24 protein-coding genes are annotated in these 22,988 nt (G+C 51.7%); 14 read left to right on the top strand and 10 right to left on the bottom strand.

Annotated features, from left to right (window positions below; all coding sequences use genetic code 11):
* Nucleotides 1-62: 62 nt before the first annotated feature.
* Entirely contained in the window at nucleotides 63-491 is a 429-nt protein-coding gene (locus tag NY07_RS15475) for an Lrp/AsnC family transcriptional regulator (RefSeq protein WP_033540263.1), read from the bottom strand.
* Between the two features lie 169 nt (nucleotides 492-660).
* On the opposite strand from NY07_RS15475, the gene yjeH reads away from it, so the two are divergent.
* Nucleotides 661-1,914: an L-methionine/branched-chain amino acid transporter gene (gene yjeH / locus NY07_RS15470; RefSeq protein WP_033540262.1), complete on the top strand. Its 1,254-nt coding sequence runs from the start codon at nucleotides 661-663 to the stop codon at nucleotides 1,912-1,914.
* A 54-nt stretch (nucleotides 1,915-1,968) separates the two neighbouring features.
* Here the strand turns inward: yjeH and NY07_RS15465 are convergent, their stop codons facing one another.
* Complete coding sequence (locus tag NY07_RS15465) at nucleotides 1,969-2,589, bottom strand: energy transducer TonB (RefSeq protein WP_033540261.1); 621 nt, start codon at nucleotides 2,587-2,589, stop codon at nucleotides 1,969-1,971.
* A 223-nt stretch (nucleotides 2,590-2,812) separates the two neighbouring features.
* Here NY07_RS15465 and NY07_RS15460 point away from each other — a divergent pair, with 223 nt between their 5' ends.
* Nucleotides 2,813-3,577: a class I SAM-dependent methyltransferase gene (locus tag NY07_RS15460; RefSeq protein WP_235363947.1), complete on the top strand. Its 765-nt coding sequence runs from the start codon at nucleotides 2,813-2,815 to the stop codon at nucleotides 3,575-3,577.
* 11 nt (nucleotides 3,578-3,588) lie between these two features.
* On the opposite strand, the gene NY07_RS15455 is transcribed toward NY07_RS15460, so the two are convergent.
* Both NY07_RS15455 and NY07_RS15450 read right to left on the bottom strand, forming a co-directional pair.
* Nucleotides 3,589-4,041 carry a tellurite resistance TerB family protein gene (locus NY07_RS15455; RefSeq protein ID WP_033540260.1) on the bottom strand — a complete coding sequence of 151 codons (453 nt, stop codon included), beginning with the start codon at nucleotides 4,039-4,041 and terminating at the stop codon, nucleotides 3,589-3,591.
* A gap of 90 nt (nucleotides 4,042-4,131) precedes the next feature.
* Nucleotides 4,132-4,650 (bottom strand): DUF2780 domain-containing protein, encoded by a 519-nt coding sequence (locus NY07_RS15450; RefSeq protein ID WP_033540259.1) that lies wholly within the window; start codon nucleotides 4,648-4,650, stop codon nucleotides 4,132-4,134.
* A 164-nt stretch (nucleotides 4,651-4,814) separates the two neighbouring features.
* Here NY07_RS15450 and NY07_RS15445 point away from each other — a divergent pair, with 164 nt between their 5' ends.
* The 3 genes from NY07_RS15445 to NY07_RS15435 all read left to right on the top strand — a co-directional run bounded on the left by NY07_RS15445 (nucleotide 4,815) and on the right by NY07_RS15435 (nucleotide 8,376).
* A complete protein-coding gene (locus NY07_RS15445) occupies nucleotides 4,815-5,528 on the top strand; it encodes a hypothetical protein (protein WP_033540258.1) in 714 nt (237 codons plus the stop codon).
* A 55-nt stretch (nucleotides 5,529-5,583) separates the two neighbouring features.
* Nucleotides 5,584-7,002, top strand: a complete 1,419-nt coding sequence (locus NY07_RS15440; protein ID WP_081953851.1) for a tetratricopeptide repeat protein — start codon at nucleotides 5,584-5,586, stop codon at nucleotides 7,000-7,002.
* 75 nt (nucleotides 7,003-7,077) lie between these two features.
* A complete protein-coding gene (locus NY07_RS15435; protein ID WP_235363946.1) occupies nucleotides 7,078-8,376 on the top strand; it encodes a DUF885 domain-containing protein in 1,299 nt (432 codons plus the stop codon).
* Between the two features lie 74 nt (nucleotides 8,377-8,450).
* Here the strand turns inward: NY07_RS15435 and NY07_RS15430 are convergent, their stop codons facing one another.
* Entirely contained in the window at nucleotides 8,451-8,801 is a 351-nt protein-coding gene (locus tag NY07_RS15430) for a hypothetical protein (RefSeq protein ID WP_033540255.1), read from the bottom strand.
* Nucleotides 8,802-9,013: 212 nt separating this feature from the next.
* Nucleotides 9,014-9,976: a LysR family transcriptional regulator gene (locus tag NY07_RS15425; RefSeq protein WP_033540254.1), complete on the bottom strand. Its 963-nt coding sequence runs from the start codon at nucleotides 9,974-9,976 to the stop codon at nucleotides 9,014-9,016.
* A gap of 111 nt (nucleotides 9,977-10,087) precedes the next feature.
* On the opposite strand from NY07_RS15425, the gene NY07_RS15420 reads away from it, so the two are divergent.
* Nucleotides 10,088-11,290, top strand: coding sequence for a multidrug effflux MFS transporter (locus NY07_RS15420; protein WP_033540253.1), 1,203 nt, complete (start codon nucleotides 10,088-10,090; stop codon nucleotides 11,288-11,290).
* 79 nt (nucleotides 11,291-11,369) lie between these two features.
* Here the strand turns inward: NY07_RS15420 and NY07_RS15415 are convergent, their stop codons facing one another.
* Nucleotides 11,370-12,323, bottom strand: coding sequence for an outer membrane beta-barrel protein (locus NY07_RS15415; RefSeq protein ID WP_052125798.1), 954 nt, complete (start codon nucleotides 12,321-12,323; stop codon nucleotides 11,370-11,372).
* Nucleotides 12,324-12,546: 223 nt separating this feature from the next.
* Here NY07_RS15415 and NY07_RS15410 point away from each other — a divergent pair, with 223 nt between their 5' ends.
* Nucleotides 12,547-13,149 (top strand): tRNA-uridine aminocarboxypropyltransferase, encoded by a 603-nt coding sequence (locus NY07_RS15410; protein ID WP_033540252.1) that lies wholly within the window; start codon nucleotides 12,547-12,549, stop codon nucleotides 13,147-13,149.
* 187 nt (nucleotides 13,150-13,336) lie between these two features.
* On the opposite strand, the gene NY07_RS15405 is transcribed toward NY07_RS15410, so the two are convergent.
* Nucleotides 13,337-15,442: a putative bifunctional diguanylate cyclase/phosphodiesterase gene (locus tag NY07_RS15405; protein WP_033540251.1), complete on the bottom strand. Its 2,106-nt coding sequence runs from the start codon at nucleotides 15,440-15,442 to the stop codon at nucleotides 13,337-13,339.
* Nucleotides 15,443-15,693: 251 nt separating this feature from the next.
* Between NY07_RS15405 and NY07_RS15400 the strand changes: the two genes are divergently transcribed.
* Nucleotides 15,694-16,035, top strand: coding sequence for a hypothetical protein (locus NY07_RS15400; protein WP_033540250.1), 342 nt, complete (start codon nucleotides 15,694-15,696; stop codon nucleotides 16,033-16,035).
* A 17-nt stretch (nucleotides 16,036-16,052) separates the two neighbouring features.
* Nucleotides 16,053-16,697 (top strand): class I SAM-dependent methyltransferase, encoded by a 645-nt coding sequence (locus NY07_RS15395; protein WP_033540249.1) that lies wholly within the window; start codon nucleotides 16,053-16,055, stop codon nucleotides 16,695-16,697.
* Here the strand turns inward: NY07_RS15395 and NY07_RS15390 are convergent.
* Nucleotides 16,694-17,404, bottom strand: a complete 711-nt coding sequence (locus tag NY07_RS15390; protein WP_033540248.1) for a flagellar brake domain-containing protein — start codon at nucleotides 17,402-17,404, stop codon at nucleotides 16,694-16,696. The genes NY07_RS15395 and NY07_RS15390 overlap by 4 nt on opposite strands.
* Before the next feature lie 375 nt (nucleotides 17,405-17,779).
* On the opposite strand from NY07_RS15390, the gene NY07_RS15385 reads away from it, so the two are divergent.
* From NY07_RS15385 to NY07_RS15370, 4 genes are all read left to right on the top strand, one after another.
* Nucleotides 17,780-19,111, top strand: a complete 1,332-nt coding sequence (locus NY07_RS15385) for a M16 family metallopeptidase (protein WP_033540247.1) — start codon at nucleotides 17,780-17,782, stop codon at nucleotides 19,109-19,111.
* Nucleotides 19,112-19,164: 53 nt separating this feature from the next.
* A complete protein-coding gene (locus NY07_RS15380) occupies nucleotides 19,165-20,553 on the top strand; it encodes a M16 family metallopeptidase (protein ID WP_373681784.1) in 1,389 nt (462 codons plus the stop codon).
* A 155-nt stretch (nucleotides 20,554-20,708) separates the two neighbouring features.
* Nucleotides 20,709-21,272, top strand: a complete 564-nt coding sequence (locus tag NY07_RS15375; RefSeq protein WP_033540245.1) for a hypothetical protein — start codon at nucleotides 20,709-20,711, stop codon at nucleotides 21,270-21,272.
* Nucleotides 21,256-21,771, top strand: coding sequence for a hypothetical protein (locus NY07_RS15370; RefSeq protein WP_033540244.1), 516 nt, complete (start codon nucleotides 21,256-21,258; stop codon nucleotides 21,769-21,771). The genes NY07_RS15375 and NY07_RS15370 overlap by 17 nt, the downstream gene beginning before the upstream one ends.
* Here NY07_RS15370 and trmL read toward each other — a convergent pair.
* Complete coding sequence (gene trmL / locus NY07_RS15365) at nucleotides 21,768-22,232, bottom strand: tRNA (uridine(34)/cytosine(34)/5-carboxymethylaminomethyluridine(34)-2'-O)-methyltransferase TrmL (RefSeq protein WP_033540243.1); 465 nt, start codon at nucleotides 22,230-22,232, stop codon at nucleotides 21,768-21,770. The genes NY07_RS15370 and trmL overlap by 4 nt on opposite strands.
* Nucleotides 22,233-22,664: 432 nt before the next feature.
* Between trmL and NY07_RS15360 the strand changes: the two genes are divergently transcribed.
* The gene (locus tag NY07_RS15360) at nucleotides 22,665-22,976 is read left to right on the top strand and encodes a GNAT family N-acetyltransferase (RefSeq protein ID WP_052125793.1); all 312 of its coding nucleotides are present in this window, start codon (nucleotides 22,665-22,667) and stop codon (nucleotides 22,974-22,976) included.
* Nucleotides 22,977-22,988: the final 12 nt, after the last annotated feature.

Raw genomic sequence — 22,988 nt, 5'->3', positions numbered from 1 at the left:
TATCCTAAAGGAAACCAGACGGCCAAACTGTTAGCCATGTTCAGGCTTAGGTAATCGCTGCGTTAGCCACGATTGTCGATCCATTCGCTCATTACCACATGGGTTTTGAGTTTGATGATGTCGGTTTGGGCGTCGATATATTCGCGGATCTCGTGTAACCGTCGCATCGAATCGGCCTGCACATAAACCAGCAGATCCATGTCGCCCGTGATGCCGCGGCAGGTGATCACCTCGGGGATCGACTGAAACACATGCACCACATCGGCACAGCGGGGGCAGCGGTGCTGGATTTCGAAGTAGGCAGAAACGCCCTCTTTTTGCGATTCGCTCAGTAGCACTTGGTAGCCACGAATAATACCAGTCTGTTCCAGTTTCTTGATCCGTTCGGAGACGGCGCTGCGTGACAGGCTGACGGCGTCAGCTATGCTGGAAACACTCTGCCTGGCGTCTTGCCGCAGGGCGCTGATGATGGCCTTATCAAACTTATCCAAGGTATCCTCTCTTGTCTCTGCCAAAGTCTCTGACCGACAAAGTGTCGGTATATTTCGATAATTCCGTCAAAGTGTCGGTATAGATGCTCCTTTCGGCGGAAATCTTTGACAGACTGTTTTACGCGCTAAGTCTATACTAACCCCATTAATAACCCTAACAGAACCTAAGATGGAACAGAATCACGGTACGATCGGCCGCTGGCAAGGCGCCGGATTGATGGCCACCACTTTGCTTGGCACAGGCGTGTTTATTCTGCCTGAAATGACCATAGCCACCGCCGGCAGCGGCGCTTTGCTTGCCTGGATCTTGCTGACGCTCGCCATTATTCCCGTGACTCTGGTCTTTGCGCGACTGGCGGGGGTGTTTCCCCATGCCGCCGGCCCAGCCTATTTTGTCGAGAAAGCCTTTGGCCGAACGGCGGGACGTACCACAGGTCTTATCTTCCTCTTAGTGGTGCCCATAGGCACGCCTGCGGCGATCTTGATGACCTTTCAATTTATCAATGCCTTGGTGCCGCTGGTGGGCTGGCAGCAGTTGATGACTGAGCTAGCCTTGTTGTTGCTGTTATTGGGCTTAAACCTCAAGGGGATACAGGTCTCAGCCAAGTTACAGTTTGCTCTCACCCTGGCCATCGTCTCTGTGGTGGTGATCTTGTTTGGTGCCGGCGGTGCAAAATTGGGAGATTTGGAATTGGCCACGCCCCATGCCGGTAGCGATATGAGTCTGGTGATGGCTGCCGCCGGTATCGCCTTCTGGAGTTTTCTGGGTATCGAGGCGATGACACACCTGTCGAATGATTTTAAGCGCCCCGAAAAGGATATGCTGCCGGCGATGATCATAGGCACAGTGCTTGTTGGGCTAGTGTATGTGACCTGCACGCTCATGCTCTTGTTTGTCCCTAAGGGCGAGGGCTTGGCTATGGTGGCCGCATTCGATCATCTACTGGGGGGGTATGGTGCCCAGGTGATAGGTATTTTGGGGATAGCCGGCGGCTTGGCGACAGTGAATGTCTACACCGCCAGTGTGGCGAGATTGATCTGGAGCTTTAGCCGTGAAGGGGTATTACCGCGCTATTTCGACAAGCTTAACCAGCACAGAGTGCCGGTGCGAGCCTTGGTGGCCGTGTTGCTCACCATGGCGCTGGTGATCTGTCTGACCTATCTGCTCGGCCAAGAGCTGGAGCACTTGATCGCCTGGACCAATGGGGTGTTCGTGCTTATCTATCTGGTTTCTATGCTGGCGGCGGCAAAGCTACTGAGTAAGCGCTATCTGCCGCTGGTGATCATGGGGGTTATCTTCTGCCTGGCGATGGCCGTGGCGCTGGGCGCGAGCATGCTCTATGCCCTGCTGTTGGTGTTGGTACTGGCACCGTTACTCTGGTGGCAGAAGACCCATCTTGTGCGTAAGCAGGCTTACCCTTAGGGAGCTTGTTAGCAGGGAGTTATCGCTATACTCCCTGCTCGATTTTCCTAGCGCTTAAATCTGTTGATCCAGCTTAAAGTCGAGCCTTACCTGTTGCCTGGTTTGCGCCATCACCCGACCCTCTTCCATCCTAGGTTTATATTTCCATTTCTTTAATGCATCTATGGCCGCCTGGTTAAAGATCCGCTTAGGTTTAGCCTGAATCACCTTGATATTCTCCACCGACCCACTTGCTGAGATATCAAATTCCAGTAGTACGTAGCCCTCTTTGCCCTCTTGCGCGGCTGGTATGGGATACTGAGGCGATACCTGAATGATAGGCAGGGCATCACTGCTGTTGTCTAACTCGCGTGTCTCCTGACTTACCGGGTTCACCTTGGGCATGTCTATGACGCCTGGTGTCAGCCCTGTCTCACTGGTTTCGCTCTTTTCAAAGCCCTTTATATTCCTTGGCGGCTGAATCGGTTCTTGTTGAGGCTCGATGACGGTTTGGTGCTGTTTCTCTTCTGGTGGTTGCTCCTCGAAGGAGAAGTTGAGATCAGGCGTTGCAATAACATATTCATCACTGGGCTGCTGGTTATCGATCAGCTTGGCCATGAAAGCGAATAGAGCCAGGGTGATGACACCACCTAGGACGGCGATAAAGGTTCGTTTTAACAGTGCAGTTTGTTTCATAAAGCTTCCTTACCTTATTCTCTTTGCCACAAACCAGACAGCCTATTTGTAAGCAAATGTAAACGACAGACTTATAGGCTTATCACCCTTTTTTAGCTTTGGCTAATAAAAAGTCAATCTCCAGTTAAATTAAGATATTTTTGATTACATTTTAGTAACCAGTGGTTTACATCTTGCGGGTATGCTGGTTCGAAATATAAGTTAATGTGTGGGGGGAGTAAGTATGCAGCATTTGAATCTTGCGATGTTGTGCCTGATGGGAGGTATGGTGTTGGGAAACGTGAACAGTTGTTTTGCTCAGGGGGAGGCTGCGGCGATCAATGCTGCGGTTGATAGCCAGGAGAGATTGGCCCGTGACAAGGGGCGTGATGCGAGTCGGCATCCTCGTGAGATCCTAAGCTTTTTCGAGGTCGCTCCAGGCCAAAGGATATTAGATCTTTTCTCCGGTGGTGGCTACTACAGTGAACTCCTGTCTCGAGTCGTGGGTGAGCAGGGGAGTGTATTGGTACACAACAACCAGGCCTATCTGCCGTTTGCCAAGGAGGATCTGGCCGAGCGACGATATCAGGAGCGTCTGCCCAATGCCGAAGTGATTATCAGCGAAGCCGACGATCTGCAATTGCCTGAGGCAAGCTTTGACAGGATCTTCTTTATCTTAGGCTTCCACGACACCTATTATGATGAGCCTGGTTGGCCAGCCATCGACAGGGAAAGACTCTTAAACCAGATGTTTACCAGTCTCAAGCCAGGCGGCCTGGTCGCGATTATCGATCATGATGCACAGGTTGGCAGTGATACCAGCACGGCCCATGAACTGCATCGACTGGCTAGGGCTCATGTGGTGAGCGCTATGGAAGCAGCTGGATTTAAGCTACTGGGGAGTTTGGACCTGCTGGAAAATCCAGAAGATAAGCTCACTGTGTCGGCCTTTGATCAAGCTGTGCGCGGCAAGACAAGTCGCTATGTGCTTAAGTTTGCTAAGCCCTAAAGGGGGAATTGTTAGCGCGTCTTGTTGATCGTGGCGTTTCTGAGCTGGATCAGTTCGCTGTGTTTGAGGTAGAGGAGCTCTGCCGTGCGGCGGATGATCTGATCCTCATAGCGGCAGAGGTTGCCATCGGCATAGGCGAGGGTCCACATTGCCAGAATTAGCTGTTGTTTCTGCTCCAGACTGCATTGGTCGTTGATCTCTTTGGTGAACTCATACAGTGAAGTGGCATTGCCCTGTGCCTGTTTGGCTTCTTGCACCAAGGATTGTGCTTCCAATGGGGTGAGCGACAGCGCCGAGGTCAAAAGTTCAGGCAGTAAGGCGGCTTCCTGTTCATCTATGGTTTGATCGGCATAGACGACCTCCAGCAGCAGACTGGCGGCAGCCAACTGAAGATGCTTGGCCTTCTCCTCGGGGGATTCCGAGTGAGTCTGGGCGGTGAGAAACTGTTTAAGCTTGGCGATCATCACTCGTACCTTTTTGACTGAGATAGGGATTTAGAGTGCCAGAGTGACAGAGAGTTCATCCGATACAGATGAACTCTTTTTCATGGAGAGTTAGAGTATAGCCCCCAGGCCCTGCATCAGCAGATCTGTGGTACCGGCGCCAGCATTGGCGTCGAGATAGCCTTTCACTATATCCACCATGGGCATAGCCAGCTCTTTGGAAATACCGAGTTTTTCGAAAGAGTCATACACCTTGGCGCCGCCTTGAAGTGAGCTGCCCAGATCGCCAGCCTTAGACAATAAGCCTGACATGCCTGAATCGCTATCGAGTTGTGGCGCAGCGGATAGCAGACCATCGATACCGGGTATCGCCTCGGCGATAGGGCCAAAGCTGTCACCGCCCAGAGTGGTTTTGGCTAACGAAAGCAGGCTGCCGAGTCCACCTTCCGCCTGGTTCTGGTTTAAGCCGAGTTGAGACATGACCGACCCAACCAGATCGTTGTTTTGTGTCTGGGTCGCAGTCGGCTGGCTCTGTTCCTGCTTGGTGAGATCGTCAAACCAGCCTGCCGATGCCGGGCTGCTAAGCAGTAAAGTACCAATGATAAAGGAGCTGATAGTGGAAAATTTCATGAATCGCCATCCTCTGGTGATAAGTGCTAAATTTAAGGCTCATTCTAGCCTAGGCGGGCGTTAATTTTGTATCTATTTTTAGACATCTGTTGTGCATTAGCGCTGAAATTTCGGTATCCTGTCGCACTTACAAGTTGGTTTATAACTATCTAATGGAAAGTCACATGTCATTGTCAGCGATTTTGACCGAAGCTTATAACTTCTTTCGTAATCATATTCGCCAATTAGCTATCTTAACAGTGCCTATTTTGTTTGTTCAGGTGGGCATTCAGATGTGGTTGGGGATGGAGATCAATAACGCCGATCTGGAAAATCCTCAGTTTGGCGTGCCCCATATGGTCGCTATGATGGTGCTATTGCTGGTGTTTTCACTCTTGATCGCCGCTCTGACTCTGTTTATGGAGGTGCGATCTCACGGTCACGAGCCCTCGACTGGTCAGGTCATTAAGACCAGTGTGAGCTTTGTTCCGCCGCTGCTGTTGGCTGGTGTCTTTTCTGGTTTGGCGATTTTGGCGCCCGTGATGCTATTTGCGGCATTTGGCCCTCTTTGGTTGGTGGGCCTGGTGATCAGTATTTACGTCTTTGCCCGTCTGGCCTATGTCAATTTTATGGTGGTGGTTGAGCGCCTGACACCGCTTGAAGCGATTAAGGGGAGCTTTAGATTTAGTGGCCCTATCGCCTTTAAAACCTTGCTGGTACTCATGCTATATATTCCGATCTCGCTGATCGGTGGCACCCTGTCTAGCCTGGCACAGAACGGGGGCTTCCCTCTGATGCTGGTGGTCGAAGTGCTAGTGGCCTTCTTTGGGCTATTCGTTAACGTTGCTCTGTTTCGTCTTTATATGGTGTCACGCCCAAGTATTGATGAGCAGGTGTAAGCCCAGTTATTTCACTGCATATAACCGATAAATAGATACCCACGGAGTCCTCACCTTGCTTAGCGATATCGAACTGGTTAGCCAATTTTCTCGCGACTTAGGTGAAGACTATCGTGTGGCCAAGAACTATGTGCGAGACGTGCCGACCCAGGCACTGTTACATGTCCGTAGCTTTACCCATAAGTTGACCGATAAGCTGGCTTCATCTCAGCAGTTGGTGTTCGACAGCCCTAATCTTTACGACCGCATCGAAACCCTCAACCGTCAGCGCGTGATCAATGTCAGGGTGACCCGGGCATTGCACCGTTTGCGCGGCGATGGTAACCGCGGCGCTCACCCTGAGAAATATCACCTCACCCAAGAGGCGTTGCAGCAACTGGCTGAAAAGGCAATTGAGCGCCTGGTTAAACTGGTGGAAGAGCTTTATCCCATGTTCTGTGATGGCGAGGCACCTGAATATCAATTTGAGCCTTTCGATGCCTTTGCCGGGCGGGATCTCTGTTATCGCGCCGTGATGGAGAACGATCCCCAGGCGCAATATTTGGTGGGGATGTCACTCAAGACAAAGGCGTTGATGCAGAAGGAGCAGGAGCAGGCGCTGCGTGATGAGGCTGATGCCGAGCCTAAGCTTGATAGCGAAGCAAGCTTTAAGCAGGCGGCCCATTGGTTTGCCCTGGCTGCCCCTTATCTGCCTGAGGCTCAGCACGAACATGGGGTGAGTTTACTGCACGGCTATGCGGGCGAGGTTGATGCCGCGGCCGGAGAGAGTGCCATTATTGCCGCTGCCAAGGCGGGTGTGGTTAATGCCATGGCACTGCTGGGGTATTTCTATCTGGTCGGTGGTGAGCAGATCAGTGTCGATACCCAACTGGCTTATCGCTACCTTCAGGCCGCCGCCGATCGCGAGCAGTCTGAGGCGATGGCGAATCTGGGCGTGCTCTATTATCAACAGGCCAACTATGCTCAGGCCTATCACTACATCTCCAGTGCCGCTCAGGCGGGTTTTCCCCATGCACAATATCATCTTGCCCTGATGTTGGCGCGCGGCGAAGGGTGTCAGCCCGATCCCCTAGCGAGCGAGCAGTGGATGGCCGAGGCCGCCGAGCAGGGACAACTCGATGCCATGCTGCATTGTGCCCAGCAGATGCTGAACAATGAGAATGCCCTGGGTAATGATTTTTCCTTGGCCGAGCGCTATCTGAGAGAAGCGGTGAAATATGGTCACAGCGTGCCGGCCATGATAGAGCTGAGCATCGCCCTGGCCGATGGCATCTTAGGTCGTATCGATGTGGTAGGCTCGGCGGCGCTACTCAAGATGGCCCGGCAGCGTGGCAACGCCCGCGAAAAAGAGGTGATAGCCCCCTTGTGGGAGTCGCTGACCCTGCAGATAGATAAGGTATTGGCGGTCACTCAGGCCCCCGATGAACTAAAAGCCCTGCAGCGTGCTCGCGAGCTTTTGAGCGATCCCGAATAACCCCTTTCTCATTGCATACAATATTCATTTGTGGCTTAATGAGCGCCTCTGTTTCTCAGCTGGTGTGGAGTCTCTGTGTCTCATCCTCAAACGGCCGCTTGTGTCATCTGCCATCAAACCTCTGCTGCGGCCCAGTGCGCTACCTCTAACAGGACGCTCAACGCCTTAGCCGAAGGCTATATCAAACTCGTCTTGGCGATAGGCTGTCATCAACCTCTTTATGTCGACGCCTATTATGGTCCCGCTGACTGGCAAGCCCAGGCGAGCCTTAGGCCGCTTACTGAACTGGTCGCTGACTGTGCTTCGTTAAGGGCGGAGTGTGACAAGGTAAGCAAGGGGTTAGATTGTCAGGCGCTCATCCAGCGACATCGCTTTTTAACCAAACAACTGACCTCTGTGGCAAGTTATTTAACCGGACTCATGGGGGAGTCGCTGAGTTTCGATCAGGAATCTTTGGCTCTCTATGATGCTAAAGCGCCTAAGCATCAGCTGAGTCACTTTAGTGAGACCCTTGCCGAGCTCGATAGGCTATTGCCGGGTGAGGGGAGTCTGACTTCAAGGTTTGAAGCGTACCGGCGCCCGTTTATCGTGCCGTTTGACAAGGTGCCTCAGGTCTTTACCGCCGCGGTGGAGCAGGCTAGAGCGGTGACGCGGCAACATATTGTGCTGCCGGAAGAGGAGCGCTTTAGGGTGGAGTTCGTCAAGGATAAGATCTGGACTGCCTACAACTGGTATCAGGGTGACTACACGAGTCTTATCCAGCTCAATCAAGACCATCCCTTGTATCTGGAGCGGGCAATGGAGCTGGCCAGCCACGAAGGCTATCCGGGGCATCATCTGTTTAACCTGCTGCAAGAACGGGATCTGGTTATGGGCCTGGGTTGGATGGAATATGCTGTTTACCCGCTTTACAGCCCTATCTCATTTCTCTCTGAGGGCAGTGCCAACTATGGATTGTCACTCTTGATGTCCAAGGCAGAAATTATTGCCTTCGAGCGGGAGGTGTTAATGCCTTTGGCGGGTATTGAGGGCGATATTCACCACTATCATAGGGTGATGGATGCCTACAAAGGCTTAGCCCATATGGATGAATTGGTGTGCCGGCAGTTTATCGACGGTGAAATCGATGCTGATCAGGCGGCGCAAACGTTAGTGGAGTTTGGTTTGTATAGCAGTGCTAAGGCGGCGCAGCGGGTAGACTTCTACCGCTCTAATCGCAGCTATGTGATTAACTATCACTTTGGCGAGGCCAGTGTCGGGGAATATGTGACGGGTCAGGCCCGTGACACAGCACAGGCCTGGAGGGTATTTGCCGCCCTATTGGCCAGACCAAGGGCGGCGAGTGAGATTATACCAATCCTAGTAAATAGCTGATCATCCTAGCTTGTTTAAACGCTCGATAACTGCGTTTATCCGACGCTATTTCTGACCACTTACTGTGATTGGTATTATTCGTTAGGGTCGTGCTCGAAGGTACGTCCCTGACGTGGGGCCTGGGTTTGACCGAAGGGCGATGCGGTGTCAAATGACCGCGCCGAATATCCCTTTTGGTCAAAACCTGCTGTACGCTCGCCAAAGGCGGCGTTCCCCTGCTGGCGAAACTTTGCCAGCTGGCGCTTAAGAAAGACCCGGCCAAACAGGCTCAGGATAATAAAGCTTAAGGCGCCGACGAGAATGACAAAGGGAAGCGCTAGCAAGACCAATGTCATGACGACTAAACCGATTGCGAAGGCCATCCAGCCTTTAGTACCCGAGAACCTATGCTGAAAAGGCGTCTGTTGAAATTGATGATAAATCATAGTTTCTCCCTAAGGGCCGTCTAACTTTCAGGTTGAATTTCTGTTCGATATGCCCTGCATTAATGGCTCGATTGTGCACATACAGCCCAGCGAGATCACGTTAAATTCGTTTAATCTAAGCCGTAAAATGTTACTGAATGTCTCCGTGGCTACCCAAGCATCATAACCAGTTCAAGGTTAACCTAAGCTGAACCAAGCGCCGATTTACGGCATTAGTCTTGATGAAATGCCTGGGCAACACTCTTGCAGATGGTTTCGCGTATCCACTTATGTCCTGGCTCGTCGTTATTGCGCTCATGCCATAGCAATACATAGGCCAGGGAGTGGAAATCGAAGGGCAGGGGCAACTCCTCCAGGGCGTAGAGTTTGCGGGCATGGGCCGCAAAACTGGAGGGTAAGGTAAAGATCAGATCGCTATGAGCGCAGACACTGGCGGCGCCATAGAAATCGGGTACTGTGGTGCTCAGGTGGCGACGCTTACCCGATTTAGCCAGAAAGTAGTCCAGTGCCCACCACTCATTGCCCTCGCAGCGTACCTGTACATGGGACATCTCCAGATAGATATCCAGATCCCATCGATGATTTCTGATGGCTGGCAGCATGGGATGATCCTGGCGAACCAGACAGACCTGATAGTCGGTAAACAGCGTCTGATGAGCTATCCCTTCAGGTAGCCGGTCGATGATGAGATCCGACTGCGGATTGATATCCCGTCCAGTAATACCGAAATCTATCTGCCCCTTCTGTAGCGAGGAGAGGGATTTCTCCATCCAAAGATAGGAGTCCAACCTGAGGTTGGGGGCATTATTGAGCAGGGGCCCGATAAAGTAGGGGATCAGCGTCTCATAGGCACTCTCGACCATGGCAAAAGAGAACTGGCGCCGACTGCTGGCGGGATTGAAGCTCGGCGGCTGGGTCAGCAGATAGAGTCCCTGCAACATGTCGGGCAGCTGCTGGCCAAGATAGGCGGCATGGGCCGTGGGTTTAAGGCCGTGTGCGGTGCGTATAAAGAGTGGGTCGCCTAAGGTATCACGCAGACGGTTGAGGCTCTTACTCAGGGCGGATTGGCTTAGATGCAGGCGGCTGGCGGCGCGGGTAACGCTGCGCTCTTCCAGTAGGACTTGCAGCATGACCAAGAGGTTTAGATCGATTCGGGCCAGGTTGTCGAGATTCATAATGATATTCCTTAAAGGAAATTAGCTTTTGAAATTATACCATTTCTGTTCATAACTAGGCTGGTCTAAAATGCTCCCTATTACCTTAACCCCTATGTAAATTAGAGAAATATGCGTCGAAACCTGTTACCCATACTCATGTTAATGGTGGTCTTGAGCCCCCTTGCCATCGACATCTATCTGCCCTCAATGCCAGTCATGGCGGCTGAATTTGCCGTGTCTGCTAGTCAGGTGCAATCGACGCTAGTGCTGTTTTTGTTTGCCATGGGGGTCGGTCAGGTGTTGATAGGCCCACTGGCGGATCGCTATGGTCGTCGCCCTATTGCATTGGGTGGTCTGCTGCTCTATATCGCCAGCAGTCTATTGGCCGTGGTAGCGATGGAGTTTCATTGGCTGCAACTGGCCCGCGTGCTACAAGGCTTAGCCGCCTGCTCAACCTCTATCGTGGTCTTTAGTGCCGTCAGAGATTGCTTTACGCCTAAAGAAGGTGCTCGTTATTACAGTTATCTGAATGGGGTGATCTGTGTGATCCCGGCGTTGGCACCCACCCTAGGCGGCCTGTTGGCGCTGCAGTTTGGCTGGCGTTCTACCTTCGTGTTTATGACGCTGTACGCCATCATTATCATGATCATCGTCGGCTATCGCCTGCCGGAGACCCGCCCCGCGAATACCGTGACCGAAGGGCCGCTCTATCGCTGGTCACGCTATAAGCCTGTGCTGATCGATCCGCACTTTATGTTCTACGCCTTTGCCTGTATGGCTGGTATGGCGGCAATTCTCGCCTATGTTTCCTACTCGCCTGTGTGGCTTATCGAGACAATAGGCGTGTCCGAGCTGACCTTCAGCGGTCTGTTTGGTCTCAACGCTTTAGTGAACATCGCAGCCTGTTTTGCCGCGCCAGTGGTGATTCAGAAGCTGGGTAACCGTCCGACAGTGATCCTAGCGCTAAGCACCATGTTGGTCTCTGCCCTATTGCAACTTGGGGTACAGTGGGCTGGCCCGCAGACAGGACTGGCGGCGGCCTTTGGTTTTATGTTGCCTATGATGCTGCTGTGTATCGGCTTTGCCCTGCTGCTCGGCCCGGCGACCAGTATGGCATTGGCAGGCTTTGGTGAGCGCGCCGGTACGGCCACCGCCATGCTTGGCTTTATCCAGATGAGTGGCGCCTCTATTTTGGCAGGACTGGTGCAGCAGACATCGCTCACCGCTCCCTACGCCGTGGTCGTCGTCATGGGTGGCTTGGCAAGCCTGTTGTTGGTCGCCATGAACATGGGCCGACTAGATGCCTGGCACCAAGAGCGTCACGCTCACTGATAGCCGTAATCCAATTCATTAGTAACACCCTTTTAGCCTGCATTAGTGACCTCAATGCAGGCTTTTTTTTCGCCTGATGTTAGAAGCGGGCGTTTACCCCTATGCCGATAAGAAAATCATCGGCGAAATCTTCATCGGAAAATCGCTTTACCCCAGCGAAGTTGGCGGCGAAGTGGTTGGAGATCTGCCACCAATACTGTGTCGATAGGCTAAACAGGTTGATGCTGTCCTCAAAGGTATTTGTGTTAATACCATTATCTGGGGTGAGCCACTGGATTTTTGCATCGCTATTTAACCAAGTATAACCGGCGCCAACAGACCAGGCTGGGGTGATATACCAGTCTGCGCTCAGGCTCACTTGAGTCGTGTCATTGTGATAACCAGCCACTTCTAATTGTGAACTTATGGTATTACTGGTTTCCAGTTGGCCATATTCTATTTGGGCCTTGAAATCTAAGCCTGTGGTGGATTGCAGCGGAAAGTAGCTACGGATATGGGCGCCGTATAGATCGCTGTCTTTATCGAATGTAATAACTTCTGCAGTGCTTAGATTCCAAGAGTCTGAGTTGCCTTGATATTGATAATAGATGGCGACTTCGGAGCTATCGTTAAAATAATAGCCAAGGTTTATGCCATAGCCGGTTTCATCTTCATCTATTGGAGAACTTAAAAACTCACTGCTATCTACGTTGAGATAGAGATAATTGGCGCCAATAAACCAATTTGAGGCCATCACATATCGGCCATCTACACTGTATCTCACCGTATCGTCATAGGCGTTGGTCTGGGCATACATACCGCCGAGATAGGAGCTTTGTGCTAAAAATCCGGCTAAAGCATGGGGGGCATTGTTATTTTTCACCGGCTCAAAATAGAAACGGTAGTCAAGATTCCACAGACCGTCTTCGAAGTTATCGGTATCGGTACCGAAGCTCACATTGGCTTCATGTTGGAAGGTGTTAACGGCTTCACCGGCAAATACCTGTGTGGTTAAACCTAAGAGAAGGGGGAGTGTGAGTAGCTGCTTTTTCATTTTTCTTCCTTGTTGTCATGATGAAGGCTGCATCCATGCTGTGATAACACTCTGCTGCCCGTTATAATCTTGCTGGTATACGAGCTGTTGCCCGGTAGCGGATTATATTTGTTAAGTAATTGTTGTGTAAAGGTTTGATTTTTATGCGTCAGTTCCAGAGCAAGCCGCCTTTTGCGTTAGTTAGGTTAGTATTCAGCGCCTACCCATTAATATTGAGGATCTTGTGAGCCGTCCTGTTTGTCCCAAATGCCAATACCCTGTGAATGCCTGCCTGTGCGAGCACATTCGGCCGCTGTCGACCCATGTCGAGCTGATTGTGTTGCAACACCCGAGTGAGGTGTCACATGCCAAGAACAGTGTAAAGCTGATGCAAGCCGTGATGGGGGATAGATTGCGACTGGTGGTAGGGGAGACGCCGACGGATTTTACCGACTTGAGGACCTACCTTAAGGCCCAGACCCGGCCAGTGTTGTTGCTCTACCCGAGTGAAACCAGTCAGCCGCTAGAGTCACCTGAGAATAACCATGAAGCGATCTTGCTGCTGCTCGACGGTACTTGGCGAAAAGCTTTTAAGCTGCTTAAGTTAAATCCCTGGTTGGCCGAGTATCCTGCGGTGCATCTGGATCTCGACGCCCCGTCTAAATACACCATACGCAAAGCCAAACGCGATGATAGCCTGTCCACCCTTGAGGCGGCGGCATTGGCCATTGAAACCTTGGAACCAAGCTGTGATGTGTCACCGCTCACCGATGCCTTAGCGGCCTTGGTACGGCAAAGACTCGATGCTATGCCGCCAGAGGTGAGGCAAAGGTATCTCCAGAAATAGGCAATGGTAAAACTGTGAAGCAGATATAAATTGGCAGATCAGCCTATGGCATAGATCACGATAATGTTAGGTAATTTAGGGTTTAATAGTCTTAGTCACCCTTGATAGGGTGGTCAGATAGCTGTGTCAGTTTACTGTCCATGCAGGGAGGCAGTATTGCCCTAGAGGTGCTGACACAGTTATCGGTTCAATGGGCCATGAAGTTTGCCTTGGTGAACTGCCCCGCCGCTGCCGGATATCCATAGAAATACCCTTGTGCAAACCCTTTACCCATGCCTGACAGTATCTGTTTCTGTTCCAGGGTCTCGACGCCTTCAACCACGAATTGAATATTAAGTGCCTGGGCGAGTTGGATCATTGCCTGACAGAGCTCTCTTCCTTGAGGCTCGTTGAGCCGTTCGGCGAAGCCCGCATCTATCTTCAGCGTGTCTATAGGCAGATTCCCCAGCTTGCTAAGAGACGATAGCCCCGCGCCAAAATCATCGATGGCGATACGCACGCCCAGCGCCTTTAGCTGGCTTAGGGTCTGTTTAACTCGCATGGGTTGGCGCAGTAGCGCCGACTCAGTGATCTCCAGTACCAGGTTGCAGGCGGGCAGGTGGCTCAACGCCAGCGCGTGTTTGACCTGTTGGACAAAATCGGGATGTTCGAGCTGGGTTGCCGACACATTCACGCAGGCCTGTAGTGGCTTTTTCAGCTCATCTTGCCATTTGGCGACTTGAGTACAGGCAGTGGTGAGTACCCACTGACCTATATTGATCAACAAGCCCGTCTCTTCCAGCAGAGGCACGAAATCGCAGGCCTCTATGATCTCGCCATCGCTCTTGTGCCAACGCAGCAGGGCTTCGACGCCAATCACCTGGTTACCCTCAAGATCCACAATCACCTGATAGGCCAGTTGGAACTGATTCAGGCTAAAGGCATGGCGCAGGTCGTTGATGGTCTTGAGTCTATGCTGAGCATCTTTGTGCATCTTGTTGTCATAGAAGAGCACATGATTAGGGCTCTTCTTGGCACAATACATGGCGGTATCGGCACAGCTGAGCAGCTGAGCAGCTTGATCGCTATGGGTTGGGAATAGCGCGATGCCAACACTGGTGCCCAGATAAAATTTCTGACCGTTGATCTCAAAGGGAGCATCAAAAATGGCGAGCAACTGCTGGGAGACGGCCTCTATCTCGTCAACATTGTGGTAATCGGTTAAGACTAAAGTGAACTCATCGCCACCGAGCCTGGCGATATGAGCCTTATCGATACAGCTGGCTTCGAGGCGGGCGGCCACCAGTTGCAGTACTTTGTCGCCGGTGGCATGGCCGAAGCAATCATTCACATTTTTAAAGCCGTTGAGATCCATAAACATCACGGCGCCCAGCTTACCTGTCTGCTGTTTGACCTCGGAAAGGGCTTGATCCAGATGCAGCTTGAGCTGATGTCGATTGGGCAGGCCTGTTAGGGTATCCACCATGGCTTGCTCTGTCAGGCGTGACTCCAGGCGTTTCTTGGCGCTGATGTCGCTGAACAGGGTGACATAATAGATCTCACCATCGATCTGTATCTTGTGGCAACTCTTCCAGGCGGGAAATTGGCTGCCGTCTGAGCGGGTTTTAGTGGTTTCTCCCTGCCAGCTGCCTCTATCTTCCAGGCTCTGTAGGAAGTCGCTGTGACATTGGCTGGCATCGCTAAAGCCCTGTAGCTCGTCTGGTCCTTTGTGGAGCAGCTGATCGGCACTATAGCCACAGATGCGGCACATAGCTTTATTAACCGTGATGATCTCATGTTTGTCATTACTGATGTAAACCGCCTCGGCGCTATCTTCCAGTATGCTGGAGATCAGTTGTGCAGGTAGGCGCTCGAAGCCGTTAGAGATGTTGTTCCGCCGCTTGGCGCGTCTGTCGGCGGGGTCGAAACGGGCCAGAATGACCTCTGCATCGCCTAGCTTGGCAGGTAGCATGCTGACCAAGGTGGGTAATTCGCTACCCAGCTGGCTCATATGCAGCCAGTTGATGCTGATGTGCTCACCTTGATGGACTCGCTCAATTAACTGCTGCGCACGTTCTATGCTGTTGATGCCATTTGACTGAATGCGCGGAGAGAAGTCATAGGGTGTGGCATTGATAAAGCTGTCCAGCTGGGTTTGAAAATAATCCAGGGTGCCTTGGTTGGCGCCTATGAAGGAGTGGCCCTTGAGGATAGCTAAGAAAGCAGAGTCGTCCTCACGCCAACGTTCGAGTTGCCGCTGAGTCTGAGGCTGTGCGCTGCTTAGCTGCGCCAATAAAGTTAACCAAGGGCCCATAGGGTGCTCCATGAGATAGGGCAATGAGACGTTAATTTACAGTGGCTTAAGTGATAGCCTCATTATAGGTATGGTTAAAAGTACCGCGAATCAGGAGCAGACTCAAACCTAAGGATAGGTTTTTGCGCTATTTTTAATGCTTTTTTATGACGTTTCGCACGCCTAAGCGTGTGTGGAAAGGTTTTTCGACGTTGTGATGACGATAGTGCTAAAATCGGCTCACACCTCTCGATTAGTTAAGGATAACTGTCATGATTAACGCCATGATGCCCCGTCTTGCCTTGGTATTACTGGTCGGCTTGAGTCTGAATCTCGCCGCCAAAGAACATAAGCGCCTCAGCCCGACTGCCGAGGAGGCCAGCGAGATTGCACGCCAAACCGAGGCCGAGCAACTTGAGAAAGCCAGGGAGGCGGCTAAAGACACCCAGACACGGGAAAAGGAAGTGCTCAAGCGCCAGCAATCGGGTGAATGGCAAGAGTCGCAACGGGAGAAAGCCCAGCGACAGTTTAATGAGCGTGAAAGCCGAGAGGCTAAATATTTAAAAGACGCGATCGATGCGGCGGCGCAAGATCGAAAAATTCCTAAACCCTAACTCTAATTGGATGCTGCGTGAGTCTTTGCCCCCTTTGTCATAGTGAACACTTAAGTTTATTTCATCGCGATAAACACAGAGAATACCTGATCTGCGGCCAGTGCCAGCTGGTGAGTGTTCCTGAACAATACCGTTTAAGCGCCGAGGATGAGAAGGCGTTTTATGATCATCATGAAAACGACAGTGAAGATGCCGGCTATCGGCGTTTCCTGGGGCGTACCTGGCTTCCCCTGCTTGAGCGCTTGACCCCTGCCCATAAGGGGTTGGATTTTGGCTGTGGCCCTGGCCCCACCATAAGTGTCATGGCCGATGAGGTGGGCATTGTCATGGATAATTACGATCTCTACTACTTCCCCCATGAGGCGTTGCTCGAGAAGCAATATGACTTTATCACCATGACAGAGGTGATTGAGCATGTGGCAGATGCGCAAGGTTTGCTTGCCCGCCTTGACGCCATGATGAAGCCCGGTAGCTGCTTAGCTGTGATGACCAAGCGAGTGCTGAGTCAGGCGGCTTTTGCTCATTGGCATTACAAGCAGGATCTGACCCATATCTGTTTCTATAGCCAGGCGACCTTTGAGTGGGTCGCCAAGCAGCTCAATTGGCAATTAGAAGTCATAGACAAAGATGTCGTCTTTTTTACCAAGGCTCAAATCGGCTAGCTTTTGGGTTGCTGCATCAGGTGGTTGATGATCACCTTTTGCGCAAAGCCCTGCTGATCTTCCTCCATATGCGCGTCATCTAAGGTAAATCCATATTGGAACTGCTGCCGTCCCACGCCCGGTGGCTGAATGTTTTTCAGTATGATGGGCACACTTAGGGTTTCTTCAGACTGGGTAAGCTTGACCTGTAACAGATAGGTCTTGTTGAGCGTGCCGCCTTCTATTTCATTGCCTATATAGGCGCCCCCCTTGATTGAGATATCCTGTAAAAATCCGCTTGAACAGAGAAGTGGCGACTCGCTCTCTGCCTGCTGTTCATGTATCGAGGCGGGTACATTGACCGGGATGCGGCTATGTTGCCTCAGCGCCACACTCTGAAGCGTCTTAGGGTATTTCACTACTAACCAGCGACCGGCGTGGTTAAGCAGGGTTTTGATTTGACTGCGAAAGGCCAAAATGTTGGCTTCCGGGTCGTCGCTGTTGATTAGGCGCACCACAACCCCCTGGCCCTGGGTGATGTACTCCTGGGCGGCCTGCCAATATTTGTCTTGTCCTAAGGCGAGGATAATGGCGTTGTCGGGATCGATGCCGATGAGCCGGGTTCTGAGTCTAATGGGTCTGAGCGGTGTGAGTATCTGCAGCTGGGCTTCCGTGTTGCAGTTGATGCGATTAAGGTAAGCCAAGTCAATTTCTGTGGCTGACGGCAAGGTGAATTCTCCCTTGGGTTAATGTGGCCATGCTTTTTTCTTAGCATGGCACAAAAGCAATAAGTTACAATTCTCTTTGGCGATAATTGCTACAACAGGCTTGATCTTATTTATAATTTCACCTCTTATACGAATCACAGTAAGTAAGTGATCAGAAATTGCGTAAGAAAAACGCTTGAGAACAAGGCAGAATTTTTTGATAGCTAGTGATGCTACTATCAAAAATACTAACGCCGTTTTCGAGCGTTTTAACAAGCTAGGATGAGCAGTTATTTACTACGATTGGTATTTAGGTTTCAAATAGCGAGGGCATTTGCCTTGGCGGTCCTCGATACCGAGATAAATTCTATCTGCTCACGAATGAGGGAACGACAGATGATGCGAAAGATAATCGCACTGTGCCTAACCATAGGGGGATTACTCTCCGCAATGGGGGCGCAGGCTACTCAGGCTGAAGATATAAAGAGCTTCACCTTAGATAACGGCATGAAAATTATGGTGCTCGAAGATGCATCTATCCCCAATGCCAATATGTACCTGTTTTGGAAGGTGGGCTCTCGCAACGAGGTTCCTGGCATTACCGGTATCTCACACTTTTTCGAACATATGATGTTTAATGGCTCGAAAAAATATGGTCCTAAGATGTTCGACCGCACCATGGAAGCGGCAGGCGGTGCCAATAACGCCTACACCACAGAAAACTTAACCGTCTATACCAACTGGTTCCCGGCTAATGCGCTGGAAACCATCTTCGATCTCGAGGCCGATCGTATTGCCAATCTGGATATCAATGCAGAGATGGTGGAGAGTGAGCGTGGAGTGGTGGCATCTGAGCGCACCACAGGGCTGGAAAACTCCAACTGGCGTACTTTGCAAGAAGAGATCAAAGGCGCAGCCTTTCGCGCGCACCCTTACAGCTGGTCTGTTATAGGCCATGAGTCAGACATTGCCGCCTGGACCCTAGAAGATCTGGTGCAGTATCACAAGACCTACTATGCCCCGAACAATGCCGTGGTGGTGATCGCCGGTGATGTGAAGCTCAATGAGGTGAAGGCGTTAGCCAACCAATACTTTGCGCCTATTCCTGCTCAGACCCCACCTCGCGAGGTGAAGACGGTTGAGCCGCTGCAGAAGGGTGAACGTCGCGTCTTCGTGCAAAAGGCGTCGGTGAGCACGCCCAACGTGATGCTGGCCTTCCATGTACCGGCAACTTCACACCAGGATTACTACGCCCTGGATCTACTCTCTTCTATCCTCACCACAGGCAATAGTTCACGCCTCTATCAAGGGCTGGTGGAGAAGCAAGTCGCCATTGAGGTGGAGACCTATATGCCGATGAGTTTCGACCCGAACCTCTTCTATGTCATGGGCGTGGCCAATCCTGGTATCACAGCCAAAGAGCTTGAGACAGGCATGATAGGCGAGATCAATCGTATCGCCCGTGAAGGCGTGACTCAGGATGAGCTGGAGAAGGTGAAAAACATCAAGTTGATGAATTTCTACCGAACCATGGAAACCATCAATGGCAAGGCCAATACCCTGGGTACCTATGAGCTCTATTTCGGCAGCTTTGAGAAACTATTTAATGCGCCAGAAGCCTATAGCAAGGTGACCCCAGAAGATATTCAGCGCGTCGCGCAAACTTATTTACGCCGCGCCAACCGTACCGTTGGCGTGTTAGCGGCCACAGAGGAGAGTGACCAATGAAGACCCTATTGACTCAATTCCCTCAAAGCCTTGCTAAGCTGGGCACGGCCGCCATGATGGCCGGAGCGCTCACCTTGGCTGGCTGTGCGACGACGCCGAGCCAGACTGTCGATACCGGCAGCTTTAGCATGCCGGCTTACGAGCAGTATCAACTGGCCAATGGCATGACAGTCTATCTGATGCCACAAACCGAGGTGCCGCTCATCACTGTCAGCGCCGTGGTGCGCGCCGGCGCAGTCAACGACACGACTTCTGGGGTAGCCAGCATGACGGCTAAATCCCTGCTGCTGGGTGCTAACGGCAAGAGTAAGTCAGATATCGAGCAGATGGTCGATTTCCTGGGGGCCTCAATTGCCGCCGATGCGGGCAAAGAGGGTAGCTTTATCGATGTCGACTTTATGGCAAAAGATACCGATAAGCTGCTACCGCTGGTGCGGGATCTGCTGCGCAGCCCAGATTTCGACGCCAACGAATTCGACAAGTTACGCCAGCGCGAAATGGCGGGCCTGGCTCAGGAAAAAGAGAGTCCTCGAGTGGTGATCCACCGCTACTTCGACAAGCTGGTGTTTGGCGATCACCCTTATGGTAATCCGGCATCGGGCAACCGGGATTCACTGGCAGAGCTGACGGTTAATCAACTGCGCGCCTTTCATATGAGTTACTACCAGCCGCAAAATATCGCCTTCTCTGTGGTCGGCGATTTCAAGCCAAGTGAGATGAAGGCTAAGCTCGACAAGCTGTTTGGCGACTGGCAGAACGGCGAGGCGATCACCAAGCAAGATCTGGCCAAGGGACAACCTCAGCTAGATGCCAGCAAGGTACTGCTGGTCAACAAGGGTGATGCCATCGAAACCACTTTCCTGATCGGCGGTAAAGGCATTAGCCGCAACAACCCTGATTACGTGGGGCTACAGGTGGTAAACACCATCTTAGGTGGCCGCTTTACCTCTTGGCTTAACGATGAGCTGCGGGTGAATGCCGGTTTGACCTATGGTGCCCGCTCAGCCTTTACCCCGTATTCTCAAGGGGGCGTGTTCAGAATCAGTACCTTTACCAAGAGTGACACCACCAAGGAGGCGATCGATCTGGCACTGAAGACCTATGCACGTCTGTGGCAGACGGGGATAGACCAGGCGACGCTGGATTCGGCCAAGGCTTACGTTAAGGGACAGTTCCCACCTAAGTTTGAGACCAGTGCGCAACTTGCTGGGCTCTTGTCGAGCATGTACCTCTATGGCTTCGACGACAGCTTTATCAACGACTTCCAAAAGAATGTCGACGGTCTGACCCTGACGGAAACTCAGCGTCTGGTGCAAAGCTACTTCCCGCAGGATAAGCTGCAATATGTGTTGATAGGTAATGCCGACAAGATAGGCACTATTGCCGCCGAATATGGTGAAGTGAAGCAGGTGGATATCGGTGCGGTTGGGTTCGCCCAATAGCCGATAGTTCATTAGGCTGAATGGATAAAGGCTCGCGGGTTACCCCCTGCGGGCCTTTTTATTGAGTGGCAAATCCCGCTGGTGAGTGCTCGCATTTCTACAGGCTTTCATCTAGGGTTAATAAAACCTTAGCTTAGTCATACTGGGAGATATGAATGGAATCTCGTGTCGAACCTACCTCGCCTGCACAACGCCCAGAGCAGGCTTGTGACCATACCGATTGGTGTCACCTGCAAGAAACCACTAAGCTGCTCCTGTTAGCGACGGCGCAGATCGAGCTATCGCTAACCGATGGCGACCATAATGTTACAGGTCTGGGGCAGCTGTTTACTGAGATGGCGGCGCATTTAACTCAAGTCAATGGCCATCTGCATAGCAAGGGCGATACTCCGAGTGATATCCTGGCTCACAGTGATAACCTTGTGCAGGCGATCGACAGCGGCGTGCAGGCTTTTCAGTTTTACGATCGCATCTCCCAGCGGCTCAGTCATGTGATCACCGCCTTAAGCCTGATGGAAGGCATGTTGGGAGATGAGAAGCGGCGTCAATCGCCTTCGGCTTGGCAGGCGTTACAGACTGAGATCCAGGCGCATTATTCGCTCGACTGTGAGCGCGAGATGTTTGAGGCGTTATTGCGAGGCGTGCCGATGCATGAGGCACTTCAAGGTTACAGAGATAATCACCTACACCAAACTAAACAAGATGTTGAACTGTTTTAGACGACTTTTTTTGCTGTGCGCCCTGTTAGCGACGCCTATGGCGGTGGCCGATAAGATCGCCCTGTCGCCTTTCTGTCAGGCTTTAGCGGGCGAGTGGCAGGGAGAGGCGTCTCGGCCCCAAGGGCAAATCAAACCGGTACAGGTCGAGGGGATCTGCAGCGCCGACAGGCGTCAGCTGATGCTCTCGGTGAGCCAACATGCCAGCCATCCACTGAGCGAGACCTGGTGGTTTCGTGAAGGTGATGGCGAGATCAAGCTAACCTACTTTAATGGCGTGGATGCCGACAAGATCCTCTACTTTAGCCTGTACCGCGAAGGGGCGGGATTTTCACTTTTGGGCAAAGGGATAGTGCAGCAGCGCCCGGCGATGATCCGTCTTAATTTCACGCCTCAAGGGCGCGGCTGGTTATGGCTACAGAAGGTGCAATATCTGGATCAGGACGATGACGACTATCAAGTCTATCGCGGCATCGCCCTCAATCCCATAGCTCAGGGTTAACAGGCGCCCGGATAGCCGAGTTGACGCCAGGCTTCATAGCTGATGATGGCGACCGAGTTCGACAGGTTCAGACTGCGGCTGCTGGCGGCCATGGGGATGCGCAGGCGTTGGCTGGTGGGAATCGATTCGATTATCTCCATCGGCAGGCCGCGAGTCTCTGGACCAAACAGCAAGACATCATCCTTCTCAAAAGCGATTTCGCTGTGAGGGCGACTGCCCTTAGTGGTACAGGCCATGATGCGTTTACCCGCCATGGCGCTAAGAAAACTCTCAAAGTCTTTATGGCGAGTGACTCGGGTCAGATCGCTATAGTCCAGCCCGGCGCGGCGCAGCTTTTTCTCTTCAAGATCGAAACCTAAAGGCTCGATAAGGTGTAGCTGGCAGCCATTGTTGGCGCACAGGCGAATGATATTGCCGGTATTGGGGGCAATCTCTGGCTCATAGAGGGCGATATGAAACATCTTGGCGTACCTTTGAACGGATGAGCGGCGATTATAAGGGAAATGGTGATGGGGGAAAACCGCCCTTTTGCCGTGGGAAGTTGCCCGCTCCAAATGAGACGCCGGATTGTTGGTTGAAGCATTTGGTGGCGTTGATGTTTGCTGAGGCTTTGATGGCCAAATCTTCCCCTGTTATTTATCGCCTTCCCGGAGGGAATGCCAAAAAATGTCGGGCACATTTTGGTCTTGTTTCGTAAGCTCTCTGGCGTATCTGTACTGGATTAAGTCATCTCTTCGATTTGGCTGCATTCAGTGCCAGCAGGCTTTCCTGTTGGTTTGTTTAAGTGAATGCTGATAAGTTCATTGTATTACAGACAGTTAAGACTTGGCGTGCTCCTCGGCTCGCTAAGAAAAACCTACATGCGTTCTATATAAAGGTTAGGTGTACTAGGTATGAGCATCAATTTCCGGCCGTTTAATAAGAGTGACAATCATTATTTGAGAGTGATCGATCTTTATAAAGAGGCATTTCCCGGTGCGCAGCGCATACCTAGGTTTCTGCTTCGTTTTAAACTAAGAAAGGGTAAGAAAGGCTTTAGCGTACTTTATGATGGAGAAGAGTGGATTGGTCTTCTCTATCTCACTCAATACAGGGATATTGTATTTGTACAATTCTTGGCTATATCGGAATCAATCCGCTCTAGGGGCTATGGAAGTAAGGTCATGGATGCTTTGGGGGCTCTGTACTGTAGGATCCCCTCATAATTCATACCCCCA

The sequence above is a fragment of the Shewanella sp. ECSMB14101 genome (genome assembly GCF_000773485.1).
Classification (GTDB): Bacteria; Pseudomonadota; Gammaproteobacteria; order Enterobacterales; family Shewanellaceae; genus Shewanella; species Shewanella marisflavi.
This window is presented reverse-complemented; position numbering and strand designations above follow the sequence as displayed.